Source organism: Vibrio sp. Y2-5 (assembly GCF_014596725.1).
Lineage (GTDB): Bacteria > Pseudomonadota > Gammaproteobacteria > Enterobacterales > Vibrionaceae > Vibrio.
On record NZ_JACVEG010000002.1, the window covers coordinates 755,148 to 774,395 of the forward strand.

The following is a 19,248-nucleotide window of genomic DNA, read 5'->3' on the forward strand; positions in this document are numbered from 1 at the left end:
AATGAGCAAAATTCAGTTTCTGACAGATGAAACAACCATCCTGCGCCTAGCAATGGAAAGATGTAGTAAAGGGCCGTCACCGCTGCCTACATCAGATTTTCCCGTTATGAACTGTAAGTTTGCATCGTTACTGCTCGCCTATCATATTTTTCATTTATCTAAGAATGTGGAAATTATCTATGTCGTTGGCTTTGGAAAAAATATGGTATCGCATGTGTGGTTGGAAATTGAAGACCTTGTGTTTGATATTACTGGCGACCAATTCAACATGATTGAAGATGAACAACTCTATGAAGAGATAATCGTAAATAGACCATATCCCAACGTTCATATTGAAAAGTGTTCACAAACCTACCTATACAAGTTGTTTGAACGAGCGGAACGGATGCATCTTGATCCTGAGTTCTCCACGTTCAAAACCAGTTTTATAAGAAAGCTGGAATCTTCTTACGAATTCCTAAAACCCCACCTAGCGTAAAATTACTACGAGAAGCTTACCAATTCTCAATAACAACTTATTAACAATAGTCTTAAAAGTAATACAGCTAATAAATTGAAAAGTATTAGCCTTAGAAGTTGTTCTTCCAAATAATTAAGGGATTATCTATGAAAATAATATTTCTTTATATCGTAATGTATTTTTCAGTCATCAATAGTGTGTCAGCCGCAGAAAGTAAGAATGTGTTTTGCGATTTTGGTGATAATGCTAACGACGTAACAGTGAATTTGACATTTGGAGAAAAATTAGTAACCGGAGCTATAAAAATTAATCGAGATTATGAAAGTGTAAACTCAGAATATACAGTCGCACGCGATGGTGAGTATACTTCTTATCTGTGGAGTCATGATGTGATAGATCATGGCACAAACAAAGTTATAGGTAAGAGTGACAAGATCAGTCAGTTTAGAGGTCCATACTACTATGAAGGTGGAACGACTGTATTTTTCGATAACCCTGATGTTAAACACGAAGGTCGTATAAAAATACAGCCTTGTAGATTGCAGTAATAATTAAATAGGCTCAAAACTAATATAGTTTGGCCATTAACAAATTAAAAACGATCAAAAACGAATGATCGCGATCTCGACGCTCTTCTAAATCTCCTATCTAAAATAGCCCTGAGTTCAGTATCTATCAGGGCTGTGCTCAAATAACCCTACCTTAATTTTTTGCGTTTCAAATTGCGCAAAATTGCAGTGCTGAATTTTAGCGCGGAGGGAGGGGTGAGTCCGAACGAGGCCTGCGCGCTCCATTCCTGCCTGAAATTTTCCGCCTACTGCATTCTTTCTAATTTATTGCGGATGAAGTGAGACTTTCATGTGGGAACGACAGTACGAGCACGGTCGATGGAATGGGCATCAGCTCAACATCCTAGCCACTGCCATTGATGGTGGTCAGCGCTTGCACGTCAGTGAAATTCCTTACGCTGAACTGCCGCACATCCGAGTGATGGGCAGCAAAGCACGTACGATTAAATTAGAAGTGGTGTTTGTGGGTAGCAGCTCGCTTGCTGACTCCAACGCTTTTATCGCTAATCTTGAAGAATCACCGACCGGAGAGCTTGAGCATCCTTGGCTCGGTGAGCTGCCTTTGGTGTTTGATACCTTCTCACAAAGCATCAGCACCAAGCGCGGTATTGTTACGCTCAGTCTGTCCTTCGTTCGCGCCAGCACTGAACCAAACATCAACGTACCGAGCATCGTTCGCACCAAGCAATTGGCGACGGTTGTTGAAAACACTTCGGCTTCCTCGTTCGCCAATGATGTCAGTAAAATGAGCGTGGCAGAGATTAACCAGACTCAAAGTGATTTCACCAAAGCTTTAGATACCCTCACCGATATTACGCACCGAATGAACAGCGATGTTGATCAGGCACAGAGTAGCTTGGCCAACAACCAGTTCATAGATACTTACCGCACCATCAACACTGCGTATGCGGCGGTTACTCGTTTAGGTAATCAACCTGACTCCTTTCTGGCGGCATTCAACGCAGCCGTTGATATGGTGACCAATGCTCTGCAGTCGGAAAAGGAATCTGAAAGTGAAGCGATTGATAACTCGCGTAACGCTCAACAGCAATTACTCAAGCAAGTGAACAATGATGCGGTCACGCCACACTACAACATCCAAATGGTAACGGGTGCGATTAAGGCCAGCAAAGACCTCACATCACTTGAGAAAGAAGAAAGCTTTGATGTCACAACGGCCAACAAGCAACCGGACATCATTCGAGGTGATCTGACGGCACTGATTGAAAGTTTAGATGAACGCATTGATGAAATTACACAGGTTTCAACGGTGGAAAGCTTAGAGCTATACGATGCTTTATTGGCGCTGAAAAGCAATGTGCAAACTCAACTGGATAAAGTCATCAAGGGCACGACTGCGCACCGAGTGATTGAGCAACCTCGTTTTAAACCTGCCTTGAGCATTGCCCATGAGCAATACACTGACGAGCACCTAATCACAGCCATTAATGCGTTGCAGCACCCATTGTTCATGCGTGGCGACATTGCCGTGAGGGATGCACAATGAACAAGCTAACGCTGCGAATCAACGGCACTGCGGTACCGTTTTATACCGCCACATTAAACTACTCGCTTGAGCAACTGGCGCACACTTTTAGCTGCTCTATTCCAGCCATGAATATTGTTGAGCCTCTGCCGGTTGAGTTCTACCTCAACGATAAGCTCATCCTGACCGGGCAAATTGATGGTGTGGATGCGTCCACCGATTCAAGCAGCAAAACCGTGAGCATTTCAGGTCGCTCAAAGAGCGCCAACATGATTGATTCGCGCATCACTATGGACGCCCTTTACGACCAGCCGATTGATAAGTTGCTACGTAAGCTGGCCGCGCCCTTCAATCTCAATGTGCAGTGCCTGGTTAAATCCTTAGAGCCAATAGCCGAGTTTCAAATCAATGCTGAGTCGCCAGTGGAAAACGTGGCGCAGGTAATACGTGAACAAGGTTTCGTGTTGGTTGAGCGTAATGGCGTGCTGACCATCGAACACGCGGCGCACGCAACGATTCAAGGTATTGGCTTGGAAGTGGGCAACAACATTGAACAACTCAATATCTCGCGTAAGTTCGACAAGCAGTTTCACACCATTGAAGTGCAAGGCGCATGGGATGAAGCTAGCGCCACTGTCACTTCAAACAATATTGAACGCTCTCGAACGCTTGTCCTCATCAGTGATCAGCTACAGACCGAGGAGGCGTGTTTATCTCGCGCCAACTACGAGCGCAATTCAGCGATTGCCCAAAGCCTGACGGCATCATCAAGCATTGCCGACATTTTCCCAGAGCTCGCCATTGACGGTATCAATCGAGTGATTCGGGTGATCGACAAAAAGCAAGACTTCAACGAAATGCTAGTGATTAAAGCTTTGGGATTATCGGTGTCCGAAAGCTCTGCAGTTACCTCAATTCAACTGGCTCGCCCATTTAAGGAGCAAAGCAATGTCTAAAGCGCTGCTTTCCCGCTTGATGGGACGAATCAAAAACATTGTGGGTACGGGTACCGTCACAGGCGCAGAGACACAGTGGCTACAAATCAAAACCGCGACAGGCCGAACCAATGACCGCATTCGTCGCGTACATAACTACGGCTTTATGAGTCGCCCTTTAGTAGGTGCCAAAACTTACAACCTGTTTATTGGTGGTGTCACCGCGCGCGGTATTACCGTGAACGTAGAAGATGAGCGTTACCAGATGGAGCTGCTGCCGGGTGAAGTGGCCATGCTGGATGACAAAGGCAATTTGGTTCATTTCACGGCTAGCGGTATCAAAATTCAGTCTGCAGCAAAAATTGAAATGGTCGCACCAAGTGAAGTGAGCGTGACGGCGCCCAAAGTCAATGTTACCGCGGCAAGCTCAACGTTCTCAGGCAATGTGGACATCGGAGGTAACTTGAATGTGGTTGGTAGTGTGGGAGGTGCATCCGGCAAGTTTGCAGGCGTTACGGTCGAGACGCACGACCACGATTACATCGATGACAACACAATCAGAATTACAAAGGGACCTAACAAGCAATGAACCATTTCACACTGAGCGCCATTACGTCCCCCATTGCGACAAAAGATGGCATGAAACACGCCATCTTACAGAGTATCCATAACCACGGCGAAGCCACGCAAAACGACCGCGCTCGTATGGAAAAGAATGACCGTGGCGGCAGTTGGAGTGATGAGTTCCTGAGTATGGTCGGCTCCCGTGACTGGACACTGCGTCGAGACAAACTCACGCCACAAACATTGAGTCTTGCAAAACGCTTTTATGAAGAAGCGTTGGCGTGGTTGGAGAGTCAGGGTTACGCGAAATCGATAGTTGTCAGAGTCTGGGAAAGTAAACCCACCGTAATGAGCCGAGTGGCTATCGTCACTTTGATTGATGGCACCCAATTTGAGGTCGAACTATGAGTACGCAAGTCAGCTTACAAACACTCATTAACCGGGCAAAAGCCACACTGATTGCGAAAACAGGGCAAAACAACCCTGCCATTGATGCACTGGCCTGCGCGATTGCGGGTGTCAGTTACGGCCAATACGGCTATCAAGACCAGTTGTTTCGTCAGCTTCACCCTGAAACCTGCTCTGAGGCTTGGTTGTATCTGCATGCCAACCGCCATGATACGCCGCGACTGTTACCGACCTTCGCAACGGGCAGCGTTCAGTTTGTTGAGTTAGGCGGCACAGTGGTCATCCCCAAAGGGCGATTACTCACCGATGCGGCAGGTAATGAGTATGAGACAACCGATGAGCAATACAGTAACGCACCGGTGAATGTCATTGCCTTGGTTTCCGGTACCGCCAGCAATTTACCTGCAGGCAGCGTGCTGACACTTTCTGAAGGGCTGGATGGTATCGACCCTAACCAGATTGAAAGCTTGGGTATTTCAGGCGGTTCCGACATTGAAGCGCTTGAACACTGGCGAGCTCGCGTGATTGTCGCCTATGAGAAAAATGACCTGATTGGTAAAGCCGATGATTACGAAGTGTGGGCGACCTCTGCTCATTCCGATGTCGATTATGCCTGGGCGTTAGATAACACACCCGAGCGCGGCATGGTGGAAGTGTATGTCGGAAGTCGTGCCAATGATCCAACGGTGAGCGCTGAAGTCATCAATCTGGTTCAACAAACCTTTGAAGATAATCGATTAGCCGGTTGTCACCCGATGGCGCTCGTACCTGAACATGCGCAGCTCGATATCGAGATTCAGGGCATTGAAGACTTAAACATCCGCGCCGATGTGGTGGCCGCTCTGCAAACTCTGGTTCAGAACAAGATGGGCAAGATTGATGACACCACAGGTGCGCCTGAATCCATAACGCCCACAGAAATCGTGTTAACCGTATCATCGGTCACCACTAACTTCATTGTGAAGTCGCCAACCGACACCGTGACCATCGCTAGTAATCAAATTCACGTATTAGGAGCCGTCACATGGACACCTCCAGCGTAATTATTGACTACAGCGAAGCTGACTTTGCCGATTCGCTTCGGGCACTGTTACCCAAAGGCAAATACTGGCAGGAAGCGGAGAACGTTGAGCTGACCAATGTTATCGAAGCGCTGGCCATCGACTTCAAAACCACCCATGACGATGTGCAGCTGTCATTGCTCACCGATTTCAAACAAGCCTTGTTTGGTTGGAAAATTAGCGATTATCAGGCGCTACTCTATGAGGTGGCCGGGAACAATTCGGGCGTCGTTTCTGATGCGAGCGCCACGCCGAATCTGATTTATGTCTCGCTGGGAAATGAGTATCGAGGTTCAAGCAAGAAAGCTTGGACAGAGTTTGAAAAGAAACGACTGCCACACACAGAAATTACATGGACGTATCAATCACGGCTGGATGTGCATCACCAGTTGGCGAACTGCCGACACATTCGCAACTTACACACTTATGAGGTGACTCAATGAGCTTAATCATTACCGATGCCGGAATTGCTGCCGCGATTCGCGCCGGTGATTTGGGTATTGAATACAAAATTACGCACATCAGTATTGGCTCTGAAGGCTACGTTCCTGAGCCTGCTCAGACTGAGCTGCGTAACGAGCTGCAAAAGAAAGCCATCACACGAGGCGCGTTAGTCGCTCCTGGTCAACTGCATTTTGAAACCGTCTGGGATGGTGTTGAGGAGTTTGAAGGCAAAGAACTCGGTTACTGGCTGGAAGATGGAACTCTGTTTGCGGTCGATAGCCGAGACGGTGACATCATTACCTATAAGCGTAAAAACACGGTAGTCACTGAAGCCTGTGAGCTGAACCTTTCTGCATCCACTATCAGCAACATTACCGTTGAACTGCTTGGTTCACCATACGCCACTGAAACCGTGGCGGGTATTGCGAAAGTAGCGACCAGTGAGCAGGTTGAAACGGGTACCAATGACAGCGCCTTTCTCACCGTGAAGAAGTTTCTCTATGCCCTCGATGTCACTCAGGTCATCGATAAGCTGGTGAATAATCTCTGGCTAAAACTGGCCGCTAGAATCTTTCCTGTCGGTGCAGCGATTCCTTGGTATACCGACACGGCTCCTAGTGGCTTTGCCATGATGAAAGGACAAGCGTTCAATAAAGCAACCTATCCACAATTAGCAGCCGTTTTCCCTACTGGTGTTCTGCCTGATATGCGTGGTCGTGCCGCTGTAGGCAAACTTGACGGTGAGACGGTAGGCGCATTCGAGCGAGGGGAAATTAAATCTCATAACCATTCTGGCTCTGTAACGTCTACTGACCTTGGCACGAAAACCACGAGCACAAACTGGCATGACCATAATTTAAAAACCAACACAAACCCTTGGGGTGATGCGTTCGCCGCTTCTTGGATTGGAGACAACAACTGGCTGATGCAAGGGTTTAAAGGCGCCATTGGTAACGTTGCGACTCAATATGCCAATGCGAGAAATTCTATAGATTCTGAAGCGCACAACCACACAGTCGCCATCGGTGCTCATGGTCATGGGTTAGCGATTAATGCCAATGGCGGTTCAAGAAACACCGTGGATAACATCAAAGTAAACTGGATTGTGAGGCTCGCATAATGACAACATTTTTTACTACGTCCCAAACTGTCAATGTCTCTCGCCTGACCAATGATGGATGGTGGATTGAAAATACAACAGAGCATGTAGCAAAAGGGACAGCCCTGGGGAGTGACTTTACTGTCAACATCTATACGCCTTCAGCCGATGGTATGACCGCTCGCTATGACCGGAGCAATGATACGTGGTCGGTTGAAATCGAAGATATGACGAAGAAACCCTACTTCGACAAGAATGGCGGTAAACACTATTTAGATAACCCCGCGGGTGAATATCCGAAGGGAGCCATTTTGGAAGTCCCGCCGGAGTATGATGGTGAGACGCAAACTGTTTTATACAAAGACGGAAAATGGAAAGTCTATTCTATTCAGATAGGAGAAGCGTTTTATGGTGAGTATGGTGATGAGTTTGTTGTTTCAGATTACAACTTTGAGCTGCCTGAAAATCACACATTTACCAAGCCGCCTTCACTACGCTCGGATAAATATGTCGTAAAGCTTGTTAACGGTGAATGGCAGCAACTTTTAGACCACCGAGGTCAAATTGCTTTTGCCAAAAATCGTGATAACGACAAAGACTATCAGATTAGAGACTTGGAAGAGCTACCTGATACCCATACTCTTTTAGAGCCGAAGGCTTTTGAGTCGTGGGTCAATGGTGGCTGGCAGTATGATATTGAGCGTCATCGGCCGTTTAAAGTGGCAGAAGAGAAATCATGGCGCGATGCTGAACTCATCAAGGTGCTTAATCGCATTGATCAGTACGAGAAAGACCAAGGATATCCACTTGAGTTAAGAACCTCACCCATTCAAAGTGAAGACGACTATATGAGGCTGTTACAAGATAGAAAAGTTCTGAGTGATTATCCTGAGTCAGAGCACTTCCCGTTCGGGCCCCGTCCTCCTCTTTCAGGTTTAACCCGATAAATTGGACCCAGCTTCGTGCTGGGTTTTCTACATCTACCATCTAGAAACCGCTTAGATATCAGACGGATTAGCACAGCGATACACTGGCTTTAGTTACACAAACTAAGGCTTAATCATGAAAGCACTCGCCACCAAACTGATTAAAAAACACGAAGGGCTCCGCTTGAAGCCCTATCGCTGCAGCAGTCAGAAAATCACCATCGGCTACGGTCGAAACCTGCAAGATAACGGCATCACTTTAGAAGAAGCAGAAACCATGCTTCAACACGACCTTGGTACTGCCATCAAAGATGCGCAAGCACTGCCATTCTTTGCCTCCCTTAATGAAGCTCGCCAAGCGGTCATTGTCGATATGGTTTTTAACCTCGGCTTACCACGCTTTGGCATGTTCAAAAAAATGATTGCCGCGATTGAGCGTGAACACTGGCATGTTGCCGCTAATGAAATGCTCAATAGCCGCTGGGCACGACAAGTCGGTAAACGCGCCAATACGCTCAGTGAAATGATGCGTCTCGGCACAGAAATTAACTAAGGAGTCATCCATGAGTTTTCTAACAAACATTCTCGGCAAAACCCTATGGGAAGTGCTCAAAGGTCTTTTCTTTCAAGTTGCATGGAAAGTGATTCTAGAGCGCTTCGCTTCTCGCTTGGTGATTTGGGGACTGGAGAAAATCAAAAACCTATCGACCAATGACGTGACCCAAGAAACGGTAAACGACATCATCCTGTCTCTGAAAGGTAAAAAACTGAAAGAGGTAGAGCAATGGGAATGACACTAGATCCAGGTTGGGTTAATGCTGTTCTGGCCTTTGGTACTTTTGTCACGCTTATCTTAAGTTTGCTCATTGGCTACCTGTTTCGCCTATCCAAAGAACTGGGTGAATACAAAACCCACGTAGCTGAAACCTACGCCACCAAAGATGATGTCAAAGAACTTGGTGACCGTATCGAGAGAAGCATGGTGAAAGAGTTCGATAGGATTCATTCACTACTCAAAAATGCCGCCTGAAATGGGCGGCATCTTTTTGTCTTTCATCACAACTTCAATATAAGACATGGAATTCCATAAAAACCAGATCATAATAAAATAAGTAAACCAAAGTTGCATATGGACACATCAAAGGAGTGATTGTGAAGAAGTTAATATTGGTTTTAGCAACTACCTTATTGGTGGCTTGTTCTTCTCAAGTACAACAGGGCTCTATTTCTTTAGCATATTCAAATTTCGAAGACCGTGATTATGAAGATACATTGAAGTACATAAACCAAGCTGAGAAAGTAAGAAATACAACGCCAGAAATGCATGCTGAACTTACTTATTTGAAAGCGCTGACCTATCAAAAAATGGGCAGATATGATGAAGAAGAAGCATTATATCGATACCTAGTAGAACAGCACCCAAGATCTCAATATGGCTACCTGGCTAAAGAACAACTTGCGAAGAAAATGTAATGAGAGAAGACGTTCTCAATAAATTGATAGAAGACATATATACAAAAATAGGCCGTAACGTTGTTCTGTACCAAAAATTGGAGCTTCTCTTAAAGGATCTAAGCTCCAAAAATGTTTGTGGCTATCTAAGTGAGTTAACTAATAAAAAATACGGCCTCGATGGTATATCTAGAACAAAAACATTAGGGGGCCTAATTAAAGATTATCCATTAAGACTCGAGACTGAACATGAAGTAGAAACTTCAACTCCAGACGATAAAGACGAGGCATATATTTCATTTAAATTTGAAAGAGTTGCTTCTGAAGAGTACATAACAAGAAAAAAGAATGAGTTATCTAAATTAGTAAAAAATCGAAATTCTTTAATACATCACGTCTTACTTGAGCATGACCTAAAAACTGTTGAAGGATGCAAAGCTCTAGCCAAAATTTTAGATCAGCAAGCTGAAGAAGTTCGCCATGAAATTGAAGATTTTCGTCTAAGTTATAGAGCTATTTCTCAATCGGTTGATATGCTTATTGTTATTCAGTACCCAATTCTTATTCATCTAGTAGATATAACCAATAAGTATTCCAGAGAAGATGGTTGGACGTTGCTTAGTACATCAGCGAATATTCTTAAGCAGCGCTTCCCCAAAGACTATTTAGAACTAAAGGCGTCGATAGGAAATCGGTCATTGAAATCTTTTTTGATAGAAACACCTTTGTTTATTCTAGGTGAAGAAAGTTTGTCATCTGGTGGTACGCGCTGCGTTATTAAAGTTCGTCCAAAACTTTCAGTTACAGTTGGTTAATTATTATCACTCCAAACTCTCATACTTATTTGCGGTGATCACATCCATTCCCACAAACTCATTCAATTCACTGAGCGAATCAATCAACGGTAACAGCTCATTCTTAAAGAAAATGCGGTCGATTTTGTTTAGGTCGCTGCTTGATGTAATTCCTTCGCGTTTAACACTCATTAGCTCCAAAGGAACGCGGTGGAGGGAAAGCACATCGTTGGTCGTTTGGTTCATCACATCCTTGAAAGAGTCTTTGGCTTCCACTTGTCCGATCGGTTTCAGCTCTGGCGCTTTGGTGTCTTTACCCTTGGCATTCACAAACAGGTTTTTAAACGCCATACCTTCTTTGGCTTGCAGCTTATTGCGGATGTCATTTTCCGTTTCTTTGGTCATGCTGGGCTCGTTCATATACAGCAAGTAACCTGCGTGTGAACCATTGCGGTAGTACTGGCGACGGAATAGGGTGGCATCATCATTCAGCCAGATTGAAGTTAGTCCACTCACATGCTGAGGTAAACCATAAAGCTCCTGCGCCACATCGTATTCAGCTAAGTGAAAAATCTGACCATTTCGGAAATTCACCCGACCTTCGTCATCGTATGCGCGTGGTTTGTAGGTATAACCTAAGTCTTCACGCCTGCGCATGTAGAGTGCAGGAATATGCTTGATGCGAAGCACTTGCCCTAACAAATTTCGCACAACGTGAAAGTAGCCATTACCGAAGGTTAAGTAGTCTTGAATGAAACGCTTTAGGTCACGGCGAGACAAAACCTCTGCTACAGTGACAGCATAGGTGAGGGTATTACGCTTAAACTCAATTGCACTTGAATGCATCGGGTTCACGCGCAGCGCTTTGGCGAGTGTGTCTAGGGCAATCGGTGGCTCATACAAACCATCCATCAACGCGACTTCAAGGTAATTCAGAATATCGCTATTCATTACGCTGACAGGGTTAGAAAATTCAATCTCAATCACTTTGCATCTCCTAGAAGAACGACACGGTCGTATCGTCTTCGCAATGAATATCAATCGGCTCCCAATGCATCACATGCATAGAAGCCCAAGCAAGGTCAGCGTGAGAGCCAACCTTGCTGCGGTTAGAAATAAAGGTTACTTGGTTGCTCGCTTTGGTGGTCTGCTGGCGAATCATCAGGAATGAGTGGACCAAATCATCCCACTCACCATCAAATTGTAGGCGCCCATCATTGATGATTTCTCGCGCCTTATAGACCATCATTCGTTTCACTTCGGGCGAGTAATCCAGTTCAATCAAACTTGGGTAAAATTTGCGAACCAGTTCCGCCACGGCAGAACCAACACCACTCACATCAATCGCCAGATGGACCACGTTGTACTTTTCGGTGATGCCTTTAATGGCTTGCGCTTGCTGCTCATAGCTAGAGCCTTTAAGTCGCACTCGCTCAATCAAACGGAACACGCCACCTTTGCGTTTGGGTTTCAGGGCAACCACTAAGCCTGCATCGTCAGAGCCTTCACCCTGACCGCCGCCTCGTGGGTCATAGCCGACCAACACCTCTGCGCTGCCAACAGGCCGCGCCTTGTTGTGATCGACATCCTTCCACAATGACGAATCCGTTTTACACGCCAGCAGTGCTTTAAGAGAGAATATCGATGCAGAGTCATCAAGGAACACGCAACGCAGCAAGTTATCGAAGACGGTTTTGTCGGGATACTTGCGGCGCAATTTATCCATGTTGAAAAAGGTGGCGCCTTTGGCAATTGCATCATCAATGGTGATGATTTGACGGAAAATACCATCTTCACCCAATGAGCCGTTCTTCAGTGCCGCATGGCTGACATCGATACCCAGCTCCTTTTTACCCTGCCATTTTGGATAGGCTTCATGGGCAACGGTCGAAGGCGTCGACAAATAAGTGGTGCGGTATTTGTCGTGAATCGACATACCGCCTGCGTAGTCGTCCAGTTCCCCGAACTTAGGTATCCAGAACACTTCATCAAAGTAAACGTGGCCGTTAAAGCCTTGCGAGGTTCGAGCATTAGTCGAGAGAAAATAGAAAGTCGCGCCGTTAGACAATTGCAGTTCATCTTTGCCTTTTAGGTCAACATCACCAATCTCTAACGCAAAACGGCGAATGTAGTTTTTGAAAATTTCAGACTGTTTTCGCGACGCAGATAAAAACACCTGGTTATCGCCATTAAGCACCGCATCCTCAAAAGCTTCATAAGCGAAGTAATACGTTAAACCAATCTGGCGAGATTTGAGGTAGAAGCGGAATTCATTGAGTTCGCTGTTGCACTTATGCCGGTGGATCTCTTTTTGGTATTCGAAGAAGGTTTTCTCACGGAACTCGTCCAAAACTTGCTTGGTGATGTGCGAAACATCGTTCTTCACCTTGTTTGGCTTACGCCCGCGCTTTCGCTCTCCATCACTGCGTCCACTTGGACGGTGGCGCTTTTCGTCCGCTTCATCGCGTTTACGTTTTTGCTCAAGCAGAAACTCCAACTCTTTCAACTGCTCATCATGCTTTTGGTCAAGCCACAGCAAGTACGCGATACGCTGGCGAATCATCAGCTCTACGGGCGCATCGTCGCGCAACTCTTTCCAGTTGAACTTGTTAATCCACAATTGAATGGTGCGACCTGCCACACCCACGGCTTCGGAAATTTCAGCAGGTTTGAACTGACGTAGAAACAGCCCAAGCGCTTTGGATTGGTCTGCGGTGTACATCGGTGCATTTTGCTCGATAGCGAGATTCGTTTTCATGCTTGCATAGTGCAACAGCGCCCGCCATTCCTCAGCTAGCAAGGTTTCTAAATCACCTATCTAGAATCTTCATAAATACAAAAAGTTAAGGTCATTGGTTAGATTGGAATCATCGAACTTAGGAGCGTTTAGGCATGTTTCAATCACAACCCATTTGTATTTTGCAGGCAGGCACGACCGTCGACGGACGTGTGATTGAGCAACACATCATTGATGAAATTGCGCAGAGCTATAACCCTGAAACATACACAGCTCGAATCAACCAAGATCACTTAAGCAATAGCGTTAAATTCGGTTCGGTTTTGTCAGTAGAAAAGCGTGAAGACAAACTCTTTGCGGTGGTGAAACCAAACTCCAATTTATTGCAACAAGTAGAGAAAGGGCAGCTGTTGCATACATCTTGTGAGTTCATCGAAAAGTTCTCGGATACAGGTAAAGCCTACTTAACCGGATTGGCTTTAACCGATAAACCCGCCTCACTCGGCACAACCCAAATTCATCTATCGAGTAAAGACGATGGCAAGGTGCAGGTGCTTTCTAACTTCACCTTAAAGCCTGAGCAGTTCTCAATAGAAAGCGAAGACGCAGACGTCTCGCTATTCCAGAAATTCAAAAACTGGCTCAACGGTGAAAAGCCGACTGAGCAGCTTTCCCAACAAGAGGAAGAAGACGAAATGAGTAAAGAAACCGAAGAGCTGTTGAAGCAAAGCATTGAGCAGACCAACAAGCTAAGTGAACAGCTTGGACAACTGGTCGAAACGCTAAGCAGCAAAGAGACACCGAAAGAGCCTGTTGTTACTGACCCGCCAAAACAGCCAGAAGCGAACCCGCTTGAAGATGAAGTGAAAAAGCTGTCGTCACAAATGGAAGAGCTAACCACCAAGCTCAGCACCATTACTGACGAACAGGAGCGCAAACTGGCGGGTCAAGATACTGAAACTGAAGACTACCTATAAGCGCTTAGGTTTCTCACTCATTCAATTTGTATAGGTAAAGTCATGCAACTACATACGAAGAAAAAGCTAAGTGCTTACGTTCAAGCGGTAGCGAAACAAAACGGCGTGGAAGACGCCACAGAGATGTTTAATGTCTCGCCAACGGGTACGCAGCGCATCATCGCGGCCATTCGTGAAAGTAACTGGTTCCTTAGCCGTATCAACATCGTCACAGTGAAAAACCAGATTGGTGAAGCGATTGGTTTAGGCGTCAGTGGCATGATTGCCAGCCGCACGGACACATCCGGCGATGGTGAGCGTAAACCAAAAGACTACCACGGCATGAAAGCCATGCCGTATGCCTGTGTTCAAACCAACTTTGACACTGCTATTCGCTACGCCAAGCTTGATGCTTGGGCGCATATGAAGAACTTCAACACCATTGTGTCGAAGCACACTCGTGAGCAGATTGACGCCAACAAAATCACGGTCGGTTGGTACGGTAAATCGGCGGAGCCGAATACGAATGCAGCCGCAAACCCGAACGGTGAAGACGTTAACAAAGGCTGGTTCCAAGCCATGCGCGACCACAACACCGAGCGTTTGATTACCGAAGGCGTAGAAGCCTCTGGTGTTATCAAAATTGGTGAAGGCGGTGATTTCAACAACCTCGACCTTGCGGTTCTGAACTTGAAAAACCTGCTGCACCCAGCATGTGAAAACGACTCCGATCTGATTGCGATTGTCGGCTCAGACTTGCTGGCTTACGAGAAAGCGAAGTTCTATGACTCGCACGGCAACACACCAAGCGAGAAAAGCAAAATCCAAGAACGTCAAGTGATTGGTACTTACGGTGGTTTGCCTGCGGTATCCGTTCCGGGCTTCCCTTCAACGGGAATCATGGTCACAAGCTACGATAACCTGTCTATCTACATTCAGGAAGATTCAGTTCGTCGCACGGTTGGTCAGAAGAATGACAAGAAAGACCAAATGGAAAACTTTGAGTCAATGAATATGGCTTACGTTATCGAGCAGCTAGAAAAAGTAGCAGCAGTGGAATTCGACAACGTGAAGATTCTGATCAATGGCGAATGGGTGTAATCACCCTTAACTAACACCCCACCAATGCAGGCGCTTTCACGTTGTCAATCAAGCTCAGGCTTAGGTTGTTATACGTGCAATGTCTGCCTGCATTCCCTCAAGGTGATTTATGGAATACGTAGGTAATAAAAACGAAACGTACACCTCCGTGCTGGCAGCAACGGACAACTTCCCTGAACTCAAAATTTCAGAGTTTCAGTCTCTGTTTAATTTCCTTAGCAATGAAACAGAGGCAGGCATTCTGCAACAGGCGAAAGTATCGCGCATCAAAGTGCATCGTGAACTCGTGGACACCATTGCCCAGTACGACGACTTAACCGCGCTGTCGGTCGATAAGTTTGGTGATGAAGAATCCGGCACCACGCTTTACACCCAAGCGGTGTTTGCATTAACCGCCAGTGAGCTGATTGGCATCAAGCTAAGTACAGATTCCACAGCCGAAGCGGCAGAAAGGCAAGAGGCTCTGAACAGCAAAAAATACCACTGCGAAGTGCAGTACCGCCAAGCGGTCGACATGCTCATTCATGGTAAAGAAACCTACTGCTTTGAGGTGGTGTAATGAAAGCACTTCAAAGCCTGACGGACTTGTTCAAAAAGCACATTGTGGATGCAAAGAACTTCGCAGTGTGGGCGGAAGATGGCGCTCTGTTTTGTGGCCAAGATGAATTCGTCGATGGGTTTGAAATTGAATACACCGCCATCGTGTACATGCAGGACGTTAAAGTGCAGCCGCACATTCTAATGATGCACCTTGTTTCTTGGCTCAACACTTACGACCCGTATCGCCAGGAAAAAGGTTTAGCGTTCCCAAGCTTCGCGACAGAGCTACTCGATAAAGGTCACTGTGATATCAAAATCAAAATCGACCTTCGGGAAAGCTTCTCACTGGAAGAAAGTCCACAAGGTGATTGGAAGCAAAACGGAGAGCGATACGAATGCGTCAGCGAGTTCCAAGCCCGAGCAAATGAAGACGACCTTGGCGAACTGATCTTATTCGTGGGGCATTTGGATGACTTGCCATGAGCGAGTTAACTCTAAGAACGCCAGATCAGTTAACCCAAGTGGTTGAGCGTTTGGTGTTAACTGCGACTGAAAAGCTGGATTTGAACCGCCGTATGGCGAATCACGCACGGCAGTTCTTTCGCGCTCAAATTCGGGCGCAACGAGACATCGACAACAACCCGTATCAAAGCCGCACAAGGCGCAAGCGTGTGGATCTGAAAGACGGTACCACAGCTAAGAACACCGTAAACAACAAGAACATGTTGATGGGGATATCCAAAGCCCTGCGAACCAAAGCAGACGACAAAAGCTTTGAAGTCGGTCTTTCTGGTGTGGCTGGACGAATCGGACAAGAGCACAACCAAGGCAGTCAATTGTCATTCACCACCAAAGTAAATGGCTTTTTTGATAGCAAGACCGGACGTTGGCAAGGCGGTCGTCGGGTAAAACAAAACTACACCATGCCACAACGTACATTCATCGGTTGGACGCCAGCGTTAGAGCGCGAGCTTCTGGCCATGGCAGCAGAACACTTTACAACAGACGTGGAAAGTTAAATGGCAACCATCAAAATCAAACCACTTAACGGGCTAATCGTGCGCGATCCAGAAACCCGTGAACCTCTCAAGGTAGAGGGTGAAGAAAAACCGCGTAACCCTTACTGGCTGCGTCGTCTTAAAGAAAAATCGGTTGAGTTGGTCGGCACTAATGTGACCAAAACAGCTAAGAAAACCGTAGCCACCAAGGAGGCTGACCAATGATTAGCTTTAGCGAAGTACCTAGCAGTGCTTATGTTCCGGGCATGTATGTCGAAATCGACAACAGCCTGGCGAACAGCGCGGAAGACCAACAGCTTTGTTTGGTGATCGGTAATGCGGTCGCAGACGCACCAACAGCACCCAATACCGTTGTGTTATGCATGGACGAAACCAAAGCAGCAACTCTGTTTGGTGCAACGTCTGACATCATAGACACCATCACTTACTTTCGTAAGCAAGATGAGAGCATGCCTATCTACGCAATCAGCGTATTGAATGGCGATACCATGTCAGCGTTAGCTGCCCTTGGTGATGTGCAGTACCACCACATCATCTGCTCGCTCAATGACGAAACCTCCATTCGTGATTTGGGTGAGTTCTTGGAAAAGCGTTATGAAGCTCTGCAGCAAATCCCCGGTGTCGCTTACGTGCCAAAACAAGGCACCAACGCTGAGCTCATCACCTTTGCTAACAAAAGCAACTGCCCACTAATTAGCTTTATGCCAATTAACGCCTTAGGTAACTCTGCAAACGTTGCGCTATCCGATGCGGCGGCAATTGGCGCTTGGGCTGGTCAAATTGCGCCATCACTGGCCAATGACCCGTGTCGCCCTTTGCAAACGTTAAAAATGGATGGTGTTTACTCGATTGCTGAAACCGAGTTCGACTGGGCAGAGCGTAACTTAATGCTGCACGAAGGCATGGGGACATACACGGTCAACACTGCCAAAGAAGTATTGGTAGAACGTGCGGTCACGGCCTACACCGAAAACGCAGCAGGCATTGCCGATAACAGCTATCTCGACATCATGACGCCAGCGACAGCGATGTATTTTCGTCAGAAACAACGCTCTCGTATCTTGAGCAAATATGCACGTCACAAAGTAGCGAAGGACGGAACTCGCTTTGCTCCTGGTCAAGTGATTGTCACGCCAAGCATGTTCAAAACGGAACTGTTGGCGCTGTACAAAGAACTCGAATACGCGGGCATTGTGCAGGACTTTGACGGTTATAAAAAGTCGCTCATCGTTGAGCTGGACGATTCCAATAAACAACGCATCAACTATCAAGACTCACCGCAGTTCGTGAACGGCTTGATTATCGTTGCAGGCAAAATTCAATTTAGGAAGTAAGCCATGGGAACAAAAATCACTAGCCGTGCGGTATTAAACGCAGGCTCACTCGGTCGCCTCCCTATCAAAGAAGGAGCAGAAATCGGTTTTGGTAACCTCAAGCGTGAAGCCGTTATGGGTGATGATGGCGTATTGGGGCACACCGAAGTATACGAAGGCGCGCCGTATATCAAATGCACCATTGTTCACGCTAAAACCACCGATGAAGATGCCATCAAAGCCTTTGTGGATGAAAGCATCACAATCGAAACCAACAGTGGCAAAAACTACACCCTGACAGATGCGTGGACGGTTGACCCACTGACACTGAATGTCAAAGACGGTCAGTTAGAAGTGCTGTTTAACGGCTATGAAATGATCCCTCAATAAGGAGCTTGGCATGCTATCTATTTTGAAAAAACGTCAGGCTCAACAACGACAACAAGAGGCGCCCAAGCCGCAAGTTGTGGACGTGGCCAAAAGCGTAGCAGAGGGTTTAACAGTGAGTTCAATCATTGCGGATAAACCTTGGGAAGAAACCCAGCTCATGCTCAAGAAAGATTTGGAGTACGTAAGAACCTTAGCCGGCTCTCAAGAGAAAGACCCGTACAAAGAAGAGCTGGTGAATAAGTACCGACCTGTTGTTGAAAAGTTATTAGAGTCACACAGCAATCTCGAAAACCTCGATGTGATCTGGTGGTTCTATCAGTGGCAAATTGACCTTGGGAAACTGCCTGAAGTGCATGACCAATTGCGTGAAGCAATCGACAAAGGTTTAGAAACCCCGCAAAACTGGAAAGTGAACGGTCAAACAGGCTACTGCGATATTGTGTTCAAGTACTCTTCTACAGCTCACGACCAGAAACAGGAGTTCAACCGTGACTATCTGATTCAAGCTGTGAGTGATTTGCAACAAGGTAAGCTGGCAACTAATGCACCACTAAAAGTAAAAATGTTCAAACTAGTTGGTGATTGGCACTACGAGAACGGCGAGAAAGAGCAAGCCTATGCCATGTATGAATTAGTAATGAAGCTTGACCCAAGTAAAGGTGGCCGCAAAGGCAGACTTAACGAACTGAAGGAAGAACTGGGCTATGGCGACAGCAATTAAGAACCAAGCGGAAACACGTACAGCAACACTGGCAACGCCCATCATTAAAGACGATGTGGAAATCAGAACTGTTGAAATCCAGAAGCCGAACTCTGGCAACCTTCGTGGTTTAAGTTTGATTGATGTGTGCGAAATGAAGTTTGAGGCGGGTGAAGTTTTGCTGCCTCGCATTTCATCCCTTAACGAGCGTGATGTGCTGAACCTAGCACCAGAGAACTGGGCGCCATTGCTCACAACTATCGCCTCTTTTTTCGTGAACACGGAACACTGATA

Annotated in this window: 27 protein-coding genes; 25 read left to right on the plus strand and 2 right to left on the minus strand. The window is 46.4% G+C overall.

The features are described from left to right. Position 1 precedes the first annotated feature (1 nt). The 15 genes from HUO09_RS08545 to HUO09_RS08615 all read left to right on the plus strand — a co-directional run bounded on the left by HUO09_RS08545 (position 2) and on the right by HUO09_RS08615 (position 10,219). The gene (locus HUO09_RS08545) at positions 2-478 is read left to right on the plus strand and encodes a hypothetical protein (RefSeq protein WP_188233662.1); all 477 of its coding nucleotides are present in this window, start codon (positions 2-4) and stop codon (positions 476-478) included. A gap of 128 nt (positions 479-606) precedes the next feature. After that, complete coding sequence (locus HUO09_RS08550; protein ID WP_188233663.1) at positions 607-1,008, plus strand: hypothetical protein; 402 nt, start codon at positions 607-609, stop codon at positions 1,006-1,008. A 310-nt stretch (positions 1,009-1,318) separates the two neighbouring features. Continuing rightward, a complete protein-coding gene (locus HUO09_RS08555) occupies positions 1,319-2,536 on the plus strand; it encodes a DNA circularization N-terminal domain-containing protein (protein WP_188233664.1) in 1,218 nt (405 codons plus the stop codon). After that, positions 2,533-3,471 (plus strand): phage baseplate assembly protein, encoded by a 939-nt coding sequence (locus HUO09_RS08560; RefSeq protein ID WP_188233665.1) that lies wholly within the window; start codon positions 2,533-2,535, stop codon positions 3,469-3,471. Before HUO09_RS08555 ends, HUO09_RS08560 begins: the two co-directional genes overlap by 4 nt. Next, on the plus strand, positions 3,464-4,039 hold the full coding sequence (locus HUO09_RS08565; protein ID WP_188233666.1) for a phage baseplate assembly protein: 576 nt from the start codon (positions 3,464-3,466) through the stop codon (positions 4,037-4,039). Before HUO09_RS08560 ends, HUO09_RS08565 begins: the two co-directional genes overlap by 8 nt. Continuing rightward, positions 4,036-4,422 carry a phage GP46 family protein gene (locus tag HUO09_RS08570; RefSeq protein WP_188233667.1) on the plus strand — a complete coding sequence of 129 codons (387 nt, stop codon included), beginning with the start codon at positions 4,036-4,038 and terminating at the stop codon, positions 4,420-4,422. Before HUO09_RS08565 ends, HUO09_RS08570 begins: the two co-directional genes overlap by 4 nt. Then, the gene (locus HUO09_RS08575) at positions 4,419-5,465 is read left to right on the plus strand and encodes a baseplate J/gp47 family protein (protein ID WP_188233668.1); all 1,047 of its coding nucleotides are present in this window, start codon (positions 4,419-4,421) and stop codon (positions 5,463-5,465) included. The genes HUO09_RS08570 and HUO09_RS08575 overlap by 4 nt, the downstream gene beginning before the upstream one ends. Then, positions 5,447-5,926: a hypothetical protein gene (locus HUO09_RS08580; RefSeq protein ID WP_188233669.1), complete on the plus strand. Its 480-nt coding sequence runs from the start codon at positions 5,447-5,449 to the stop codon at positions 5,924-5,926. Before HUO09_RS08575 ends, HUO09_RS08580 begins: the two co-directional genes overlap by 19 nt. Then, positions 5,923-7,047 (plus strand): tail fiber protein, encoded by a 1,125-nt coding sequence (locus HUO09_RS08585; RefSeq protein ID WP_188233670.1) that lies wholly within the window; start codon positions 5,923-5,925, stop codon positions 7,045-7,047. Before HUO09_RS08580 ends, HUO09_RS08585 begins: the two co-directional genes overlap by 4 nt. Beyond that, the gene (locus HUO09_RS08590) at positions 7,047-7,973 is read left to right on the plus strand and encodes a hypothetical protein (RefSeq protein ID WP_188233671.1); all 927 of its coding nucleotides are present in this window, start codon (positions 7,047-7,049) and stop codon (positions 7,971-7,973) included. Before HUO09_RS08585 ends, HUO09_RS08590 begins: the two co-directional genes overlap by 1 nt. Before the next feature lie 115 nt (positions 7,974-8,088). After that, positions 8,089-8,505, plus strand: coding sequence for a glycoside hydrolase family protein (locus HUO09_RS08595; protein ID WP_188233672.1), 417 nt, complete (start codon positions 8,089-8,091; stop codon positions 8,503-8,505). A 10-nt stretch (positions 8,506-8,515) separates the two neighbouring features. Then, positions 8,516-8,746, plus strand: a complete 231-nt coding sequence (locus HUO09_RS08600) for a hypothetical protein (RefSeq protein WP_102969424.1) — start codon at positions 8,516-8,518, stop codon at positions 8,744-8,746. Then, the gene (locus HUO09_RS08605; RefSeq protein WP_188233673.1) at positions 8,737-8,982 is read left to right on the plus strand and encodes a hypothetical protein; all 246 of its coding nucleotides are present in this window, start codon (positions 8,737-8,739) and stop codon (positions 8,980-8,982) included. Before HUO09_RS08600 ends, HUO09_RS08605 begins: the two co-directional genes overlap by 10 nt. A 122-nt stretch (positions 8,983-9,104) precedes the next feature. Next, on the plus strand, positions 9,105-9,425 hold the full coding sequence (locus HUO09_RS08610) for a tol-pal system YbgF family protein (protein WP_188233674.1): 321 nt from the start codon (positions 9,105-9,107) through the stop codon (positions 9,423-9,425). Further along, entirely contained in the window at positions 9,425-10,219 is a 795-nt protein-coding gene (locus tag HUO09_RS08615) for a hypothetical protein (protein ID WP_188233675.1), read from the plus strand. Before HUO09_RS08610 ends, HUO09_RS08615 begins: the two co-directional genes overlap by 1 nt. A gap of 6 nt (positions 10,220-10,225) precedes the next feature. Here the strand turns inward: HUO09_RS08615 and HUO09_RS08620 are convergent, their stop codons facing one another. Together HUO09_RS08620 and HUO09_RS08625 are read right to left on the minus strand one after the other, a co-directional pair. Continuing rightward, positions 10,226-11,185 carry a phage portal protein gene (locus tag HUO09_RS08620; protein ID WP_188233676.1) on the minus strand — a complete coding sequence of 320 codons (960 nt, stop codon included), beginning with the start codon at positions 11,183-11,185 and terminating at the stop codon, positions 10,226-10,228. A 10-nt stretch (positions 11,186-11,195) separates the two neighbouring features. Next, the gene (locus tag HUO09_RS08625; protein ID WP_188233677.1) at positions 11,196-12,956 is read right to left on the minus strand and encodes a terminase large subunit domain-containing protein; all 1,761 of its coding nucleotides are present in this window, start codon (positions 12,954-12,956) and stop codon (positions 11,196-11,198) included. Positions 12,957-13,090: 134 nt separating this feature from the next. Here HUO09_RS08625 and HUO09_RS08630 point away from each other — a divergent pair, with 134 nt between their 5' ends. From HUO09_RS08630 to HUO09_RS08675, 10 genes are all read left to right on the plus strand, one after another. Further along, positions 13,091-13,912 (plus strand): GPO family capsid scaffolding protein, encoded by an 822-nt coding sequence (locus tag HUO09_RS08630; protein ID WP_188233678.1) that lies wholly within the window; start codon positions 13,091-13,093, stop codon positions 13,910-13,912. A 42-nt stretch (positions 13,913-13,954) separates the two neighbouring features. Further along, a complete protein-coding gene (locus HUO09_RS08635) occupies positions 13,955-14,992 on the plus strand; it encodes a phage major capsid protein, P2 family (RefSeq protein ID WP_188233679.1) in 1,038 nt (345 codons plus the stop codon). A 109-nt stretch (positions 14,993-15,101) separates the two neighbouring features. Further along, positions 15,102-15,551 carry a head completion/stabilization protein gene (locus tag HUO09_RS08640; RefSeq protein ID WP_188233680.1) on the plus strand — a complete coding sequence of 150 codons (450 nt, stop codon included), beginning with the start codon at positions 15,102-15,104 and terminating at the stop codon, positions 15,549-15,551. After that, entirely contained in the window at positions 15,551-16,015 is a 465-nt protein-coding gene (locus HUO09_RS08645) for a phage tail protein (RefSeq protein WP_102954732.1), read from the plus strand. Before HUO09_RS08640 ends, HUO09_RS08645 begins: the two co-directional genes overlap by 1 nt. Beyond that, on the plus strand, positions 16,012-16,551 hold the full coding sequence (locus HUO09_RS08650; RefSeq protein WP_188233681.1) for a phage virion morphogenesis protein: 540 nt from the start codon (positions 16,012-16,014) through the stop codon (positions 16,549-16,551). The genes HUO09_RS08645 and HUO09_RS08650 overlap by 4 nt, the downstream gene beginning before the upstream one ends. After that, complete coding sequence (locus tag HUO09_RS08655) at positions 16,552-16,755, plus strand: DUF2635 domain-containing protein (RefSeq protein WP_188233682.1); 204 nt, start codon at positions 16,552-16,554, stop codon at positions 16,753-16,755. It begins immediately after the preceding gene. Continuing rightward, positions 16,752-17,885, plus strand: coding sequence for a phage tail sheath subtilisin-like domain-containing protein (locus tag HUO09_RS08660; RefSeq protein ID WP_188233683.1), 1,134 nt, complete (start codon positions 16,752-16,754; stop codon positions 17,883-17,885). The genes HUO09_RS08655 and HUO09_RS08660 overlap by 4 nt, the downstream gene beginning before the upstream one ends. A 3-nt stretch (positions 17,886-17,888) precedes the next feature. Further along, positions 17,889-18,254 carry a phage tail tube protein gene (locus HUO09_RS08665; protein WP_102954736.1) on the plus strand — a complete coding sequence of 122 codons (366 nt, stop codon included), beginning with the start codon at positions 17,889-17,891 and terminating at the stop codon, positions 18,252-18,254. Positions 18,255-18,264: 10 nt separating this feature from the next. Then, positions 18,265-18,975 (plus strand): phage terminase small subunit, encoded by a 711-nt coding sequence (gene gpM / locus HUO09_RS08670; protein ID WP_188233684.1) that lies wholly within the window; start codon positions 18,265-18,267, stop codon positions 18,973-18,975. Continuing rightward, positions 18,959-19,246, plus strand: a complete 288-nt coding sequence (locus HUO09_RS08675) for a phage tail assembly protein (protein WP_188233685.1) — start codon at positions 18,959-18,961, stop codon at positions 19,244-19,246. The genes gpM and HUO09_RS08675 overlap by 17 nt, the downstream gene beginning before the upstream one ends. Positions 19,247-19,248 lie beyond the last annotated feature (2 nt).